This window comes from Stieleria sp. JC731, from assembly GCF_020966635.1.
GTDB lineage: Bacteria > Planctomycetota > Planctomycetia > Pirellulales > Pirellulaceae > Stieleria.
The window spans coordinates 1,295,699-1,313,546 of the sequence record NZ_JAJKFQ010000001.1; the positions used below are offsets into that span (position 1 = coordinate 1,295,699).

The 17,848-nt window shown below is 54.5% G+C and carries 13 protein-coding genes; 1 reads left to right on the forward strand and 12 read right to left on the reverse strand.

Going from position 1 to position 17,848, the window contains the following annotated elements:
• Positions 1 to 5: 5 nt before the first annotated feature.
• Entirely contained in the window at positions 6 to 2,099 is a 2,094-nt protein-coding gene (locus tag LOC67_RS04225; RefSeq protein ID WP_230261266.1) for a flagellar biosynthesis protein FlhA, read from the reverse strand.
• 237 nt (positions 2,100 to 2,336) lie between these two features.
• Between LOC67_RS04225 and LOC67_RS04230 the strand changes: the two genes are divergently transcribed.
• Positions 2,337 to 2,843 (forward strand): hypothetical protein, encoded by a 507-nt coding sequence (locus LOC67_RS04230; RefSeq protein ID WP_230261267.1) that lies wholly within the window; start codon positions 2,337 to 2,339, stop codon positions 2,841 to 2,843.
• Between the two features lie 17 nt (positions 2,844 to 2,860).
• Here LOC67_RS04230 and LOC67_RS04235 read toward each other — a convergent pair whose 3' ends face one another.
• The 11 genes from LOC67_RS04235 to LOC67_RS04285 form a co-directional block, all read right to left on the reverse strand.
• Positions 2,861 to 4,027, reverse strand: a complete 1,167-nt coding sequence (locus tag LOC67_RS04235) for an FG-GAP repeat domain-containing protein (protein WP_230261268.1) — start codon at positions 4,025 to 4,027, stop codon at positions 2,861 to 2,863.
• A 10-nt stretch (positions 4,028 to 4,037) separates the two neighbouring features.
• Entirely contained in the window at positions 4,038 to 5,216 is a 1,179-nt protein-coding gene (locus LOC67_RS04240) for a phosphoglycerate dehydrogenase (protein WP_230261269.1), read from the reverse strand.
• A 122-nt stretch (positions 5,217 to 5,338) separates the two neighbouring features.
• A complete protein-coding gene (gene serC, locus LOC67_RS04245; protein WP_261366399.1) occupies positions 5,339 to 6,451 on the reverse strand; it encodes a 3-phosphoserine/phosphohydroxythreonine transaminase in 1,113 nt (370 codons plus the stop codon).
• 414 nt (positions 6,452 to 6,865) lie between these two features.
• Entirely contained in the window at positions 6,866 to 7,747 is an 882-nt protein-coding gene (locus LOC67_RS04250; protein ID WP_230261270.1) for an NYN domain-containing protein, read from the reverse strand.
• A gap of 101 nt (positions 7,748 to 7,848) precedes the next feature.
• Positions 7,849 to 9,207, reverse strand: coding sequence for a lipopolysaccharide biosynthesis protein (locus LOC67_RS04255; protein ID WP_230261271.1), 1,359 nt, complete (start codon positions 9,205 to 9,207; stop codon positions 7,849 to 7,851).
• A 200-nt stretch (positions 9,208 to 9,407) separates the two neighbouring features.
• Positions 9,408 to 10,268, reverse strand: coding sequence for an FHA domain-containing protein (locus LOC67_RS04260; RefSeq protein ID WP_230261272.1), 861 nt, complete (start codon positions 10,266 to 10,268; stop codon positions 9,408 to 9,410).
• Between the two features lie 287 nt (positions 10,269 to 10,555).
• A complete protein-coding gene (locus LOC67_RS04265; protein ID WP_230261273.1) occupies positions 10,556 to 12,055 on the reverse strand; it encodes a serine/threonine protein kinase in 1,500 nt (499 codons plus the stop codon).
• Positions 12,056 to 12,248: 193 nt separating this feature from the next.
• Entirely contained in the window at positions 12,249 to 13,073 is an 825-nt protein-coding gene (truA, locus tag LOC67_RS04270) for a tRNA pseudouridine(38-40) synthase TruA (protein WP_230261274.1), read from the reverse strand.
• Positions 13,070 to 14,149 (reverse strand): aspartate-semialdehyde dehydrogenase, encoded by a 1,080-nt coding sequence (locus LOC67_RS04275; protein ID WP_261366406.1) that lies wholly within the window; start codon positions 14,147 to 14,149, stop codon positions 13,070 to 13,072. The genes truA and LOC67_RS04275 overlap by 4 nt, the downstream gene beginning before the upstream one ends.
• Positions 14,150 to 14,449: 300 nt before the next feature.
• Positions 14,450 to 15,616: a formylglycine-generating enzyme family protein gene (locus LOC67_RS04280; protein WP_230261275.1), complete on the reverse strand. Its 1,167-nt coding sequence runs from the start codon at positions 15,614 to 15,616 to the stop codon at positions 14,450 to 14,452.
• 354 nt (positions 15,617 to 15,970) lie between these two features.
• Entirely contained in the window at positions 15,971 to 17,839 is a 1,869-nt protein-coding gene (locus LOC67_RS04285; protein WP_230261276.1) for a trypsin-like peptidase domain-containing protein, read from the reverse strand.
• Positions 17,840 to 17,848: the final 9 nt, after the last annotated feature.

Sequence of the window (17,848 nt, forward strand, 5' to 3'; positions counted from 1 at the left end):
TCGCCTTAGGCGGCATGCCCAGCGGCTTGAACGTGTTTTGTTTGTTCGGACGGTTGGATCGAGATCGCGGTTAGGTTGACCTGTGTGTCATCAGTGATCTCATTGGTCGACAGAACATGTGCCCAGATACCCGATGCTTCAAGCATCGATTTGACACGTCGACGGATAGCTGGGGCAACGACGACGACCGGAGGATGACCTTGGTCGATTAACGTCTTAACTCCTTGACGAATCGCGTCGCAAGTGACGTCTTTCGATTTGTTGAAATCGCTTTCAGATTGACGCCTGACCGACGATGAAGAGTCATTCGTGGACTGATCATTTGTTGTCTTAATCAGCATCGATTGAGTCGGTTTGTCAAAGGCAATCGCATGCAACACGCCCAATTCATCACGTAGCGGAACGCAAAGTGTTCTGGCAAGCCGTTGGCGGACAAACTCGATCTGCTCGAGGGTTTCCATCGATCGCGAAGTTGCTTCACCGATCGCTTCTAAGATGATTCCCAATTGTCGGATCGGAATCGATTCGCGAAGCAACCCTTGCAGGACTTTCTGAACATCGGCAGTTGTCATCCGCTGTGGGATCAGCTCGTTCACCAAGACCGGTGCGATCTGTTTCAGTTCATCCAACAGGTGCCCGGTCGCGTCATGCGAAAGCAATTCATCGGCATAGACGCGTGCCACCTGTTCCAGCTGATTGGTCAAAACAACGGGGGCGGTCAAAGTTTTGTAGCCATAAATCATGGCTTGCTCACGCTGCTGGCTGGGAATCCAAACGGCACTCTGGGCGCCGAAGCCTTCCGCAGTTTCGCCTTCCAACTTGCCAGTGACTTTTCCGTTGGCAACGGCCAGCAGTTTGTCTGTTCGCAACTGTCCGCGTGCGACAAAGTCACCGAAAAGACGTATTTCGTATTCGAGTTCGCCCAAGGTCGCGTCGTCTCTTACCCGAACCTTGGGAAGCACGATTCCGATTTCGGCTGCCATCTGGTTCCGCAGTGCAGAGATACGCTGCATCAAGTCACCGCCACGGGCAGGGTCGGCAAGGGGGAGCAGTCCAAGCCCAATCGCGACTTCGAGCGGATCAACATTCAAAAAGTCTTCGACGCGTTTTTGATTGGCTGATGCTGTTGCTTGTTCAGTTTCACGGGCGATTGCCTGTTCCTTTTCCGCTTCACGCTGATTGACCGATAAGGTCCATGCGATGAACAACAGCCCGCCGCCAAGCAACAGCAGCGGAACGATCGGTAGCCCCGTGACGGTCAAAAGCAAGACAAATACACCGCTGATCGCGATCGCTGTGGAATTGCCTAGCATCTGGCCAACAAAACGATCAGGTAGATTGGTCGCTCGTGTTCCACGCGTGACCAGAATGCCGGCAGCCAGCGAGATCAACAATGAAGGAAGTTGGCTGACCAATCCGTCGCCAATGGTCAGCTTTGTGAACACCGATGCCGCTTGGCCGATCCGCATATCCGAGACGATGATGCCCAGGTAAAGGCCGCCAATAATGTTGATGGCGGTAATCACTAGCCCGGCAATCGCATCGCCACGTACAAATTTTCCCGCCCCATCCATCGCGGAGTAAAAGTCGGCTTCGGAAACCAATTCTTGCCGACGCCGTGCGGCCTCGTCAGAGTCGATCGCACCCGCGTTGACGTCGGCTTCGATCGCCGATTGTCGTCCTGGCATTCCGTCCAAGGCAAATCGAGCGGCAACTTCGCTGATTCGGGTCGCACCTTTCGTAATGACAACGAATTGCACGATCACCAAAATCAGGAAGATGATCAGTCCGACTTCGACTTGATTCCCGGCAACAAACTGACCAAAGGTTCGGATCACTCCACCTGCCGCGTCTTCGCCCTGTGTCGGGGCGTTGGTCAAAATCATCCGAGTCGTTGCGATATTCAGCACCAAACGCGATAGCGTTGTTACCAACAACGCGGTGGGGAATACGCTAAATTCGAGCGGCGATTTGACATGAATCGCGGTCAAAAGAATCACAACCGCCAACGCAACGTTACCCGCTAACAACAAATCCATTACCGCGGCAGGCAGCGGCATCAAAATGACGACCATGCAGGCCATCATGAAGGCCGGCATCAATAGCGCTCGAATACGTTGCAGGTTGGTCACGAACAGTGTCAGCGATTTTGTGGGGCGTGCCACACGAAGCGGCAAGAATCTCGACAAGGATTGGCGAAAGTACAAAAAAATTGCATTTCGATTCAAGATTCATACTGACTTTGTCGGACCCCTGTTTCACGAACGATGTTTCACAGTTCGCAACGTAGTACCGCTGACTAAAAAGACGGTTTTTCAGAACCCCAAGGGAAAGGCGTGAACGGCCCAAGTACAGACAACCCCTATCAGGCTCCCGTCGAAATTGAAGATCAGGATCGTCCCGCAGTGCAATCGATTGCGGTCGATGACGGGATTCGTCGAAACTGCATCTTCGCGTGGTCGGTAATCTTGCCCATCAACCTAATTGTGCCAGGGTTAATCGCAATGGGCATGCTTGCGCCCACCGGATGGATCGGCGTCTTACCTGCGGTCCTGGCCATCTACGCGATCGGTCTGTGGGTGTGCTATCGCCACACCAACCTTGCGGTACGTGTCACGATCGGCGGAAGCATCGTCGCCTTTTTTCAATTTGTCCCAATTCTGCATTTGTTCGCAGGAATCGTGGGATTTGAAGTTGTCGGTGCGACGTTTGACCATGGTGGCGGGCCATCGTTGGGACCTGTCCAAGCATTTGCAATCACTTTAATAGTCGCGGCGATCTTGCTGACGGTCTCTGTGGTCATCGGCGCGATCTTGACCTACATCAAAAAGCGAATGGCTTAGCGCAGAATGAAGAAGAATTAAAGTCCGGGGTTCTCGTACCAGACGACACCAAAGTTTTGTCGCTCTTCACAGGTCATTGCGTCCAAATCACCGTCACCATCAAAGTCAATCAATTCGAAGCGATCGAATTTGACAGCCGGTGTGGGATCCACAATGTCCCAATTACCAGCGATGTCCCGAATCCATAGGCCAGGCTGATCGGGATGACGGCTGGCCTTGGTGTTTGCGGATAGCAATATCTGTCCGCCGGGCAGGACTTCGATCGCTTTTCCGAATTCAACGAACGGAGGATGCTTGATTGGTGTCGTGGTCCAGCCATCATCTTGACGGACGCAATCGATCGATCCATCACGACGAGTGGCGATCAAGCATCGTTCTGGACTGGCGGTCATGAACATCACTTCCCTGCCCTGCCCCGCAATCAAATGCTCTTCCCATGGTTCGGACGGGTTCTTCGGCTGTTCCAGCCATGCCGCAGCACTCCGCGAACCTTTTCGATCGGTAAACACAATGTCCTGGTCACCATCGCCATCCATGTCAACCGAACGGAGTGACATCGTCCATCCGACCTGCCGCAGACGGATGACCTGCCATTGGTCCAAATCTCGATTGGGACGTTTTGTTTCAATGGACGTTCGGTCTGGAACAAGCAGCGTTAGGCTGGCTTTGGGGCCTTTGCTACCGAGCACAATCGCTTGGCGACCGTCGTTTAAGGGTAATGGCAACGCGTACATCCACATCACGCCATCGAGTGCAGCGATTGGTGACGTGCTCCAGGACCGTGGCGACAACCATGCTTGATTGTCGTTCGAATTGGCAACGTTGCTAAAGTGAACAAGCACTTGCCGACGTTTGCCTTCATGGCAACTAATGATGTCCAGTTTGCCATCACCGTCAACGTCCATCGGGACGGCATCTTCCGGTGAAGCCGCTTTGGCGATCGTGACCGATGGCCAAGGACGTTTTACGTTTTTGGGGCCGGGGTTCAGATAAAGACGAACCAATCCCGACTCTTCCCAGCCGGTGACGACATCGCTTAAGCCATCACCATTAAAGTCACCTAGACGCACACCGTCAGCGCCCTGGTATTGATTGTCGACCACATGACGCCGCCAAGGCTCGGCAAACGCTGACTGTTGAACAATGTTGACAACGATCAGCAGGCCGAGCGTGACAGAACGCATGTGCGATCCACTATTTTTTCAGAGGCAGGTGCCGCACCGAAAGAACCCCTTCGATGCTTCGCAACGCTTCCAGTGCGGACTCTTCGATCGTTCCATCGAGGTCGATAACGGTATAAGCCAACTCGCCCCGAGACTTGTTCAACAAGTCGGCGATATTCAGGTTGGCTTTTGCCAGGATAGCAGAGATCTGCCCGACCATGTTGGGAACATTGGCGTTGGCGATTGTCACGCGAGATCCGCTACCACCGCGTGGCAGGATCGCTTCGGGGAAGTTCACCGAATTGCGGATCGTGCCGTCTTCGAGGAAGTCACGGACTTGGTCTGCGACCATGACAGCACAGTTCTCTTCGGCTTCTTCGGTCGATGCACCAAGGTGTGGGAAGGCGATGACTTTAGGATGACGCAGCAGAGCGCTGGTCGGGAAGTCGATCACGTAGGACGATAGCTTTCCGCTTTCCAGTGCAGCGACGACGGCTTCATCATCACAGATTCCGCCACGAGCCAAGTTTACGACGATCGCACCGTCGTTCATCATCGCGATGCGTTCTTTGCTAACCAAGCCTCGCGTCGCGTCCAGCAATGGGACGTGAACGGAAACGGCGTCGCACTGCGAAAACAGGTGATCGAGGTTCATCGCCTGTTGAATGTTGCGCGACAGCTTCCACGCGTTTTCGACGGAAATCAACGGGTCGTAGCCGACCACTTTCATTCCCAGGGCGCTGGCGGCATTGGCAACACGGATACCGATCGCACCGAGTCCGATCACGCCAAGCGTTTTGGAGTGCAGTTCGGCACCGACATAGTTCTTCTTGCCCGATTCGACTGCGGTCGAGACTTCCGCGTCGTTGCCTTCAAGGGTCTCGGCGAACTTCATCGCCGGATAGATGTTGCGAGTCGCGATTAGCAATCCCGCGAGAACCAGTTCTTTAACCGCGTTGGCATTCGCACCAGGCGCGTTGAAGACCGGTACCCCGCGTTTGGTCATTTTGTCGATCGGGATATTGTTGACACCAGCACCGGCGCGGCCGATCGCGGCAACCGTCTCAGGGATCTCCATGTCATGCATCTTGAACGAGCGTAGCAAGACCGCATCGGGTGATTTGGTGTCGCTGCTGATCTCGTATTTCTCACGCGGGAGTCGTTCGAGTCCTTTGACGGAGATGTTGTTGAGCGTGAGGATTTTGTACATCGCGTACTGTCGTGTCGGTGGCAAGTCAGAAGTTCAAAACACTAATTCCGATCGAAGCGGGCGCGCCGCTTCGATCTCCAATTTCAATACCTGAGTGTGCATGCTCAGGTCAGGCAGGTTCGCTACGCGTTCTTGGTCGCGAACGAAGTCATGAAATCGGCAAGGGCTTTGGCGCCCTCTTTAGGCATCGCGTTGTAGATGCTTGCGCGAATACCGCCAACGCTGCGGTGTCCCTTGAGCGCGACGAGGTCGTTGTTGGCCGCTTCGCTCAGGAATGCGGCTTGCAGTTCGTCATTTGGAAGAACAAAGGTTGCATTCATCAACGAACGACATTCGGGCTTGGCATGGCCCTTGTAGAAACCGTTGGACGAATCGATCGCGTCATACAGCAACGCTGCCTTTTCACGGTTCAGCTTTTCCATCGCTTCCAAACCGCCAATGTCTTTGGATAGCCAACGGGCGACTTTACCGAGCACCCAAATGGCAAACGTTGGTGGCGTGTTCCATTCCGAATCGGCTTCGGCGTGGTTCTTGTACTGCAGGTATCCAGGCAACGAATCGCTGCCGATTTCCAGCAGGTCTTTACGCATCACGACGACCGTCACACCGGCTGGCCCGGCATTCTTTTGAGCACAGGCGTAGATCATCCCGTACTTGTTAACGTCCAGTGGGCGGTGCATGAAGTCACTGGAGGCATCACAGATCAACGGCACGTTCTCAGGACACTTCGGTTCGTCCTGGAATTGAACGCCTTGAATGGTTTCGTTGCTGCAGTAGTAGAGGTACGCCGCGTCGTCGGACACTTCGTAGTCGCCCGGAGTGGGCACATGATTAAAGTTCGATTCGGCCGCGTTGTAGACGATGTCAACTTTGCCTTCTTTCTTGGCTTCGCCGATCGCCTTCTTGCCCCACGTTCCCGTTTGCAAGTAGGCAGCCGATTTATCGCGGCCACGCAATAGGTTGGCCGGAATCATCGAAAACTGTAGTGCCGCACCACCCTGCAGGAACATCACGGAATAATCGTCGCTGATGTTCAACAGCGAACGAATCGAGTTTTCTGCATCGTGCAAGATGTCAATAAACACCTTGTCGCGGTGGCTCAATTCAAGCAGCGAAGCACGTGCCCCGGGCAGGCACAACAGCTCGTCGCGGACCTCTTCAAGAACCGACTCAGGCAAAACAGCTGGTCCGGCAGAAAAATTGTAGGCGCGTTGATCGGTCGCAGTTGCAGTCATCGATCGCATCGATTGGTTGGGGAAGTGGAGGATGAGCGGGGATTCTATGTCGAGTCGGGCGACTGCGAAAGGAGCAACTTGCCTTTGCCGAAGCACAGAATTTTCGGCCGCTGGCACCCGAAGAATTTCCGTAGGAGGCCATCAATGGCACTGTGAACCCTCCAACGGGCTGTTCTGCCACTGTGTATGTCGCCCTGTACGTCACCGTGTTTTGCCGCGATCAGCTCCCTGGATTGATTCGGCCGCTGTTCCAGACACGTATCACTGACGGCAGGATCGTGCTTGAAGCTTGGCTCCTAGGAGAACATCACGCGTCGATTTCGCACGAATTTTCTCGATTTCAAAACCCCTGGTAAAGGGGGGCTTCCGCCGGGTCACCCATCGAGTCCGTCCCACCCAAGCGGATCGAGGAACTTACTCCGGTTCGAATCCGAATTCTCGCATCCAATCGTTAACTTCATCAGAATCCTCGATTCGAGGCTTTCCCACCCTACCCTGCTGCGATTTGGAGTCCGGCGTTTTGCTGTTCGCTTTTTTCGCCGGCGGTTCTGTTGGTTTTGTCTTGCCCGTTCGAGGCACTTTGGGGGGAGGTGTCTTTGAGCTTTTTCCGCTCGATTCGGGCAACGGTCTAGGCTTTGTTTTAGGAGCCTTCTGCTTGAGCAAACGGTCAGTCGCGAGCAGTTCTTCCAGTTCTGGATCCGACAATGAAATCTCTTGAAGAGGCTGCCGTGGTTTCAGTGACGCTTGTCGTCTGTTTGGTCCAGAATCGATTTGTCCAGAACGTTTCGGTGCCGCGCTAGCACCGCCCTGCCCTTTCGATTTTTCCGACAAGGCTTTTGAAGACCCCGGATTGCTCGATCCTTCGACGCAGTAGTACTCTCCGTCGGCCAGGATGATGGTCCCATCGGTCAGCGCATCCATCCATGGTTCACTGTCACGAAAGGCAGCAGATCGTCGGGAGGCTGCAATTTGAACTCGGTGATCAGAGGAGACCACCATCAGTTTTTTGGGCGTGTGATGACCTCGAATGAGTTCTTCCAGTAGGTCATCGGCTGTGGGATAGCCGACGGCGAAACGGACTTTGATCCCATGATGCTGATACTCGCTCGCACGATCCTTCGGTGGGTTCGCGGCATCAAAAACGACGCAGGTCCGATGTCGAGTCTCGTCATCGAGATATTTCACCAAATCACGCAGCAGCACGCGCCGATTCTTTTCAAGCCACCGAGGGTCTGATGCCTTCGTGCGGATCGGTTGGGTGATGTTGTAGCCGTCGATAAGTAGTAGCAGAGACACAACGGTTCACCAAACAATCCGATGGCGAGTATTCAAGATTGGATTCATCAATTCGATTGTAGCAGCTCACCAAAAAATTGGTCCGCATACCATCCGCATCGCTACATCGCCGGGTTTTGATGGTCGATCGTTAAATCCGATTCCGATTGTTGCCGAGCGACATCGGTGTAGACAATCGCCGATAGCCAAACCAAGCAAAGCACCTGTCCGACAAGAGCTGCGATCGCGACGGCGATCGCGCCATAGTAAGGCTGAAGAAGGATTGCGACGAGCACCATCGTGGCCATCGCAATCAAGCGGCATCGAATCGCCGCCAGCGGTTGACCGCGGCCTTTGACGTAGCTGTCCAGCCCTTGCAAGATTCCTTTGATCGCCGCTACAGGGGCCAGCCAATAGGCGAAATGGACTGCGGGAACGAACTCGGCTCCATAAAGCCATTCGATGACCCATGCGATCAACAACATGAACACGATTGTGCAGACGGTTTGCACAGCGATCGAGCCGCCCAGGATTCGATGCACATCGATGATCTGAAGTCGATTCTTGCGGCCCGCAGCTGCGTTGAAAAGGAACAGCCCCATGGTGTTGGGGATGACAGTCAGTGGGTACGCCACTGGCACCATCGCCGCATAGAATCCTTGATCGCGTAGCCCTGCGATCCACAGGATCAGCAACAGGTCGAGTCGTTCGAACAGGTCAGTCGCGAACATTGAATACGCATAAGGACGGCTCTCTTTAATCAAGCCAGGCACCGAGGGAGCACTGGGGCCACGCAGCGGCATGCGTAGGCCGTAGATGCAGACGGCCATTGAAACGATCGATGCGATCACAAAAAGAACGCATGCGGTTAATAGGGTCACGCCCATGGCAAGTTCCGTCGCCAGTAAAAGCACCGGGAACGCTGCCGCACCGATCACACGACGGAGGTTGTACGTTCCAAAACGTCCCTGTCCGCGATCGATACCGGTCATGATTAGCAGCACTTGCTGACCGGTCAGTGACAAGGCACAGATGAACGCCAGTGGCATCAGGTAGCGTTTGTCCGCCGGCAGCGCTACGACATTCAACACGATCGCGACACCGGTGGTGGCCAGCCCGGTGGTTAAGCCGAGTTTAAGAGCCGCGCGGCGTAGGCGTTCTGCATCGAATTTGGCTTCAGCGGCATGACGGCAGATGACTTCAAGCCCACCGAACATGCCGATGTAAAGCAGCAACTGCACAACGAACATCGCCGTCGCGTACTCACCACGTCCTGTCGGGCCGAGGCTTCGCGCCAGCAGAATCCCCTGCCCCATCTGCAGGACGACGATCAGAAATGCGACACCGACGGTGCCGACGAACTGTTTTGCGATTTTGGAGCGAAGGGATTGCGATGGCGCGCTGTCACTGACGGCTTCTGCAGGATCAGTTGCGTCTTGACGCAGCTGTTGCGAATCGTCCGTCACAAGTTTTTGCACCATGGTGTGACGAGTTTAGTTCGCCTTGGCAGTAAATCAGAATCAGGAAACGCGGCTATGTCCGACAATGCTAACACGCGGTTAACACGCAACTATCAAGCAGCGGCGGTAAAGCATGGGCCAACCTAACCAAGCCGGATGCGTACGACACAAACGATCAAAACGTGTGGCTTTCCACAGCACTTGTTCGTTCCCGTGCCAACTTAATCCAAACTTTCGCGGACTTCGATTTCCGGACCGGCGGAGAAGCTGTAGATCTGGTAACCCAGAAAGCTGATGATACCGATTGCAACGAAAATCATTGCAGTGGTCTTCCAGTCGAAGGTGGTGTCAAACCCACCTCCGAAACGAGGCATTTGAAACGATCGCTTCGGTTTGCGTTTGTACTCTTTAGGATCGATTTTTCGCGGCGGCTTTTTCTTCGGCTGGGCATCGACTTCGACGTCTAGCTTCTCGACATCTTCGCCAGCGGCATCGGCATCAGGGACATTGCCGATGAATGTGTCGTGTGACTTTGCGTCGTGTTCCAGCTCAGCTAGGTTGATTTCCGCGTCGTCAGCGTCTTTGGATAAGCCGGTTACTTTGGACCCGTTAACCTTGTTTCCTGGTAACTGCCGGATCGAGTCATAGCGAATTTCCTGCTCGATCTGATCTTCAGCTTCTAGGAACTGAGCGACATCAAAGTTCTGCCAGGACTGCGGGGTTTCGCTGGTCGACGCTGGATCTGCGACGCTGTCGGCTTCGGGGGTGACAGCAAGGGCTGGCGTTTTCATGGAAACCGCAAAGCCGACTTTGCCGAAGCGAAGTTCATCGCCATCGTTCAAAACTTGCCAGACGTGCGGTTCGATCCGTTCGCCGTTTAGAAAGGTCCCGCCGGTGCTTTTCAGGTCCATCACGCCGAAGCCATCTTCGTTGTGAAGCAGCAACGAATGGCGGCGACTAACCGATTTACTCTTAGGGCGAATCTGACACTCTTTGTTGCGCCCCACCAAGTAATAACCGAGATGAATCGGTGCCGCGGTGCCGGCGCGACTGCCTTCGGTCATAACGAGTTCGACAGGCATTATGTCAGATAAGTGGGGCTAAACAGGATCAGTTGGGGGGATCGAAGATTCACTCCCGAATCATAGACGGACGATGCGGTTGATGCGAGTGGTTTGTATGGATAGTTATCGCGGCCATCAGGTCGAAACGATCACATCGACGACTTAAATCTGGGCTAGTGTCGCTCATTCCCGCAGTGCTCTTCACCTAAACATCAAACTCAGGGGGCGACAAATCCCCTGGCCATGCTCTTCTCACGATCACAAGACCTGCAAAGCAACGATGCGTCAACGTTTTGGCTGTCAAGCTACTCTTGAAAAACGACAATCTCTTTGCCGTTTTCCATCGCCTTCAGTGGGCGTTCTTTCTTTTCTTCTTTGGTCAGTTGGTAGAACGTGATTCCAACGACGACAAGCAAGGCCAATGTTGACAAGGCCAGGCCGACTCCCAGCAAAATGTTTTGGGAATCACCATTCGCGTTCGAATTTTGTGAGCTGTGCTTTGGGTTGGACTTGCCGTTGTTGGCTGGGACGGCGAACTGCTGTGATGTCGACAGTGGCGATACCGGAACCTGCGGAAGCGCTGATAAGTCCACAGGCGGCAGGCTTCCGAAATCAATGTCGATGGATTCCGAAACTGTGGATGAACCGGCATCCCTCAGTGGCCCACTATCGTCAATCGAGCTTGGGCTAGGCGATTCATCCGAAGCAACACGAGAAGAGATTCGTCGGTCTGAAAGGTCGCCACCGTTGGCAACCGTCCCGCGAAGACGTCTTAGCTGAACCAGCAATTCGGCTGCCGAAGCGGGGCGGTCTTCGGCGCGTTTGGCCATCATTTTCTGGATCAGTTCTGAGATTGCCTTGGGGCAATCCGATCGCAGGCTGTTCACCGATGGGACCGGTGCGGTCTGATGTTTGGCTAGGCGTTGGGCAACGTTATTGCCAGTGAACGGCGGACGCCCGCACAGCAGAAAATACCAAGTGCAACCGAGCGAATAGATGTCGGCTCGTGCATCGACCGTTTGGCTATCGATTGCTTGTTCGGGCGCGATGAAGTCGGCGGTGCCGGTCAAGCGATTGGGCGATTCGTTGGACGAACCGTTGGTGTATCCGATGCGGGCCAATCCCATGTCGCTGACTTTGATGACGCCGTCGGCGCGTAGCAACATGTTTGACGGTTTGATATCGCGGTGAACGATCCCGCGTTGGTGTGCGTGTGCGAGGGCGTCAGTCGATTGGATCATCGCATCAAGTGATTCCGCCGGAGACATCACTCCGTCACGGACAACAGCACGATGAAGGTCGACGCCTTCGATGTACTCCATCACGATATAAAGCTTGCCGTCGGCCTCGGAAAAGTCATAGGCCTGAACGATATTGGGATGTTCCAGCTTCGCTGAGGCTCGTGCTTCTTCCTTGAACCTTTCGATCCGGCGGGCGTCCTTGGATGCTTCGGAGGGAAGGATCTTCAGTGCCATCAATCGATTCATCACCGAGTGTTTGGCAAGGAAGACGACGCCCATGCCGCCTTTACCCAGCGGTCGCATCAGCTTGTAGTTGCCAAGATAGAAACCCTTGGCTTTTCCGGTCAGCAGCTTACGTGCTTGCCATGGCGTTAATAAGTTGGCTCCCACCAACCCGTCCGCTAGTCGTTCTGGCGAGAACCGCGTGTCCTCAGCCATCAGGGAAACGACGACCTTCTTGATGTCGGGCAATTCGACCAGCCCGGCATGCATCGATCGCCGCACAAAATCGCGCGTCGCGTCGTCAAGAACCGGTTCGGCTGCGGTCGTGGTGTTTACCGACATAAATAAGCTTGTCCAAGAACGCGTTAGAAACTCGATCTCCTTCGGCAACCCATGCGGGAGGCGTTTTCTAAAGAACGTCCTGTTTCAAATGTTTCCGTTCAAAGCCAGTTGCTTTGATCCGGCCGCCCCAAACGGTGTCGCGTTTAGGGGCGATGAGTTGAACGCATTATCGGGTATCACAACCCAAATAATGTTAAGGATCGGTTAAAGGCGCGTGTCGATCCGGTGTGATTGTGCTGCGATAGCCCGGCAGGTAGTGAACATGTTTCAGAAACAACCCTTGGGGCGGAGCCGTCGGACCGGCGTAGATCCGGTTCTTTTGCTCCAGCACTTCGTCGATCCATTCGGGCGGTTGCTTGCCCAGCCCAACCTCGACCAACGTGCCGACAATATTACGCACCATGTTGTAGAGAAAGCCATTGGCTTCTACTTCGATCGCAAGGTGACCTGTCTGATCAAAATCTTGCGCAGGGAGCACGACACAGTCCCTAACGTCACGGACGGAGGATTTACGCTCCGCACCGGCCGATTCGAAGCTAGAAAAGTCGCGATGGCCGATGATTTTTTTCGCGGCAATCTTCATCAATTCCACATCAACCAGACGCCTTAACCGCCAGCGATAGCGGTGTTCGAATGGGTTTCGCTGATGTCGAACCTGAATTTGGTATCGATAGCGTTTACCGAGCGCGTCACGGATGGCATGAAAATCTGGGTCCGCCTGGTGGACTTCGTTGACGACGATTGCATTGGGAAGGCGTGAGTTGATCGCCCGCAGCAATGCTTCGGTGGAAGCGGTCCAGTTGGGAAAACGGCAGCTGGCAACCTGGCCAAACGCATGCACCCCTGCATCCGTTCGGCCGCTTCCGGTCACGGTCACGTCTTGACCGGTGCTGCGCCGGATCGAAGTTTGCAACGTGCCTTGGATGGTCGCTTGATCGGGCTGGACTTGCCAACCTGCATAGTCCGTTCCGTCATAGGCGATCACCAAGGCAAACGTACGACTTACCGAATCGTTCAAGCTGAGGCGACCGACTGCTGCAGTAACTCGGCGATTTGAACGGCATTGGTCGCGGCACCCTTTCGAAGGTTGTCGCTAACGCACCAGAATGCGATCCCGTTGCCGTTGCCGCTGATATCACGGCGGATCCGACCGACGAAGACGTCGTCACGGCCATCGCAATCACGTGGCATTGGATACCGGCGATTTTGCAAGTCGTCTACAACGGTGATTCCAGCGGCCTGGTTAAACAATTCCGTTGCTTGTTCGACCGTGATGGGTTCTTCGGTTTCGACCAAGATGGATTCACTGTGTCCGATGGTCACAGGAACGCGAACTGCGGTCGGACAAACTTGGATGTCTTCGTCACCCATGATCTTGCGAGTCTCATACACCATCTTCATTTCTTCGCTGGTGTAACCTTCGAACTTCTCGCTTCCGATCTGTGGGATCAAGTTAAAGCCGATCGGATACTGGAACGTCTTGCACGATGGTGTTTCTCCATCGAGAACTTTCTGTGTGCTGGTCATCAATTCGACGTTGCCGGCCAAGCCTGCACCGCTGGTCGCTTGGTAGGTGCTGACCACAACGCGTTTGATCTTGCAAGCCTTGTGAATTGGCGCCAAGGCGACAACCATCTGGGTGGTGCTGCAGTTGGGGCTTGCGATGATGCCTTTGTGGTTGCCGATCGCTTCTGGGTTCACTTCAGGAACGATCAAGGGGACCGTCGGGTCCATGCGCCAAAAGCCGCTTTCGTCGACGACGACCGCACCTTCTTTGACCGCGTAAGGAGCGAACTCGGCTGAGACTTCGTCGGGAGTGCTGGCGATTACCAAGTCAACGTCTTCGAAAGCTCCGGGGGCAAGCAATTCGATCTTGATCGTCTCACCTTTGACGACGACTTCTTGACCGACGCTACGCTGAGAAGCCAGCAACTTCAAACGCTTGTATGGGAAATCACGCGTTTCAAGCTGTTGTAAAACGATTCGTCCGACGGCGCCAGTAGCACCAACGACAGCCAGTGTTTCGTACACGGGGGTAAGTCCAGAATTAGGGTTCGAGGGTGAATGTACGCGATGGACAACTCCGTTTGTCATCCGGTTCGCACCGCCCCGGATTACGATCCAGACAACAAATGAGCTTCGGCAAGCCCAATAAGTTTATGCCACGAACGTCGATTTGAAAGCCACGATTCATAATCACCGTTCGTGAACCCCTCCGGGCGATCCCACCTGTAGCGACGGCATCGCTCCCGCTCACTTAGCTTGGTCATTGCAGGCTGCTTGGCCATGGCAAGTTTGGGGAGGGCTGGCATTGGTACTGCATTTAAAAACCACCCGAACGGACTGGTTTGTTGTCCGTGCGGGTGGTAGGCGTTTGCGAGCTGTTGAAGTCGCTTATTTTTTGGCTTCTTCGACCGCTTTGGGAAGGTCCTTGTCGACCAGACCGAGTCCGCCGCGGCCACCATCGATGCGTGATTTCACATCCAGGATGGTGTCTTCGTCTTGGGCTTCCCAAAACTTTGTGATCTTCTCTTTGGGAAGAGGCTGATACGACCGAAAGATTCGAAAGCCGACACCACGAGCGGGATCACTTGTTAGCCACCAAGGGCTTCGTGGGAAGTTCGGATCGTCTGCTTTCCATTCTTCGTAGTTACTTGGCAATCGGGCTGCACTGCGAAGCTCTTCAGCGTCGAGTTCCCAGCTGCCACCACGCAGCACACATGGCCAAGGCATGTCGGCCCAAATGACCGCGTCAACAGCATGCAAGTCTTTCTTGTCGGCAAAGCTCTTGTAGCCGTCTTCGGTATACGCATTGATCGTCCACTCAGCGACGTTGCCGTGCATGTCGTAGAGCCCGAATTGATTTGGCTTCTTGCTACCAGCGGCGACTTGGCCGTCATCAGCATTGTCAAAGTACCATGCGTAGTCGTCGATATCGTCTAAGTCGTCGCCCCATGAGTATGCGGTTTTGGTACCGCCACGCGCTGCGTATTCCCATTCCGCTTCGGTAGGCAATCGATATTGCTGACCGCTGATCAGGCTGAGCCACTTGGTGAATTGCTGCGCCGAATACTGTGTCATCGTTACGGCGGGCTGCTTCGGATCTTGACCGTATTCGAACGTGAACGTCGGCTCGTACAGTTCCGTCGGTGCGGTGATCGCGTCAACTTTGTTGTTGTCATTGACGGGGCGGACACCGTCGGCTTCAAAGTCTTTGAAGATCGCGTATAGGTCCATGTACTCTTTGTACTGGCCCCAAGTGATTTCGGTCTTGGCCACCCACATCGGGTCGACTTTGATTTTGACTTGTGGCCCTTCATCCTCACGACGGTTTTCTTCACTCTCGGGACTGCCGAGCATGAATTCGCCACCAGGGACAGGCACCATCGAAATCGTTTGATTGGTACCGGGAATCCGATAGTCGTAAGGAACCATGTAGCCTTCGTCGACTTTGACAAAGGGGCCTTCTGCAGGTTTTTCTTTCGCGATTCCAGGCGTTTCTTCGCCAAAGCAGACGTCGGTCGACGAAGCCGCAACAAGGAAGGTCGAAAAACAGAGCAAGCTCGAGAGCAACCGTTTCACAATGTTAGGTGGGGTACGAGATAGCGGAGGGATGCGACCATCATCGGCCGCATGGAAGATCAGATTTGGATCAACGGAATTATAGATGACCTATGAATCGATTTCGATCGCATTTTGTGTTGGTGTGACAGACTGGCTTCGTTGTTTCTGTCTGTGGCAATCGCAACCACTAGCGGGTGGTCTGTCGTGGATGGACCAACTGAAAAGCTGATCTGCATCAGCCGGATTTGATCGATCGGGGGTTAGTTCCCCGATTGATCTAATCGTGGTCTGTTGCTGCTTAATGAAACATCAGACCAGCTGATCGAAGTGTGACCTTTTGGATTGTCGAACCTAGCGTCGGTCTAGTTGAGGAGGGCGACGACCAAGTTTGACGTCGAACTTCTTTTCTTCGCCGTCTCGAAGGATCAGCATCTCGACGCGTGTTCCCGCCATCGCGTTGCCGATCACTTGCATCAAATGATCGACATCCCGAATCGTTTCACCCTCGACTCGCGTCACGATGTCGCCGGGGACCAAGCCAGCTTGGGAAGCACCCGATTGGATGTCAGCGATCGCAGCAATTTGAGCTCCACGCAAGCGATGGTTTTCACTTGGAAGTTTTTCGTCGCTGACTTCGGCAAGCGAGACACCTAGCCAACCACGCTCGATCTTTCCGTGCTCACGCAACTGATGATAGATCTTTTGGGCAACAGTGCTGGGAATGGCAAAGCTAACGCCTTGGTAGGTATCGCCAACGATTGCCGTGTTGATGCCAACCATCGTGCCATGTGAATCGACCAGCGGTCCGCCGCTATTGCCTGGATTCACCGCGACATCACTTTGCATGAAATCTTGATACCGGTCTTTGGCTCGAACGACGCGGTGTTTGCCGCTTAGGATGCCAAACGTCACGGTGCGGTCGAGTCCGAAGGGGCTGCCGATTGCCCACACGGGTGAGCCTACTCGAATCCGTTCGCTGTCACCCCATGGGATCGGGATCAGTCCGCTGGCGTCTACCTTGAGGAGTGCCAGGTCGGTCAGTTCGTCCATGCCAACGATGACCCCCTCGACTCGGCGGCCGTCGCTAAGCGTGACCAGGATTTCATCGCTATCAGAAATCACATGGCGATTGGTCAGGATGTAGCCTTCAGAGTCAACAACGACGCCACTGCCTTGATCGGAGATCAGGATCGCGGGGGCACCTGGGATGTCGTCGTGAATGATCTTGTGGTGGGCAGCGCGTTGGATATCGATGTGAACGACGCTGGGACCGACCGCTGCACTGACCATCTGATAGGCCTGCGATAGCGAATCGAGCGACACGTCTTTGAGCCCTTCACTGGCAACTTCAAACTCCGCACGAAGCTGCCCGCGGTATTGTGCGTAGCGAATTCGCTCCACAATTCCTGGGACGACAAACCAAGCCGCAGCGAGGACGGACAACACCGTGACCAACATGACCAGCCCTTGCTGGAATGCGCTGGCTGCGTTTCCGCGTTGTCGGTGTTGGTTAATTTCGATCGCGACTTCGCGACGTGACTCGACCGCCGATCGACGCGTGGCGGTCTGCAATTCACTTGGCTGCAGCTCACCGTTTTCGGTGGTGTTGATGCGGATTCGTGGAGGAGCCTCGGGGGAGCCTGCTTCGCTATCGGAATGGACCACCACCTGAAATTTTGGTGGCGGTATTGGCGATCCAGAAACTGGTGGGTTGGGTACCGCGATGCGTGTTGGGAAAGATTCACGCTCGGATGTATGCGAGTCTGCCTTTGAAGTTGGCGTCGGCTTAAATGTCAAAGGTGCATTTGCTTGACGGTCATCCGGGCCGATTGTGTTCTGCTCTGCGGAATGCTGACTATCGTCAAGCTGGTCGTCGACGTATTCGACTTCCATGTGGTGACGAAGCGTCGATGGCTTTCCGGGATCAAAGCGATGGAAGATCAGTTTGCGTTGGGCGACGCTTTTCGTTGGGGCGTCATTCGGTGTGTCGCTGTGTTGGTCAGATCGGCTGTGTTTGGTCCGATGGTCGTTTTCGGTGGGATTGTCTTCTGGATTCCGCACGACATCGCGCATCGATTCGCTGCCTAAAGGGATCGCAGGACCGGAGTCGTTCGGTGAGTGCTCGGCCGAGTCGCCGCTGACGAATGGGGCAGTCGTCGGCGGATCGGGGTTTACCGATTCCCGATTCGCGGGTGTCTGTCGATCGGACGGCTGATCCATCGGTGACAG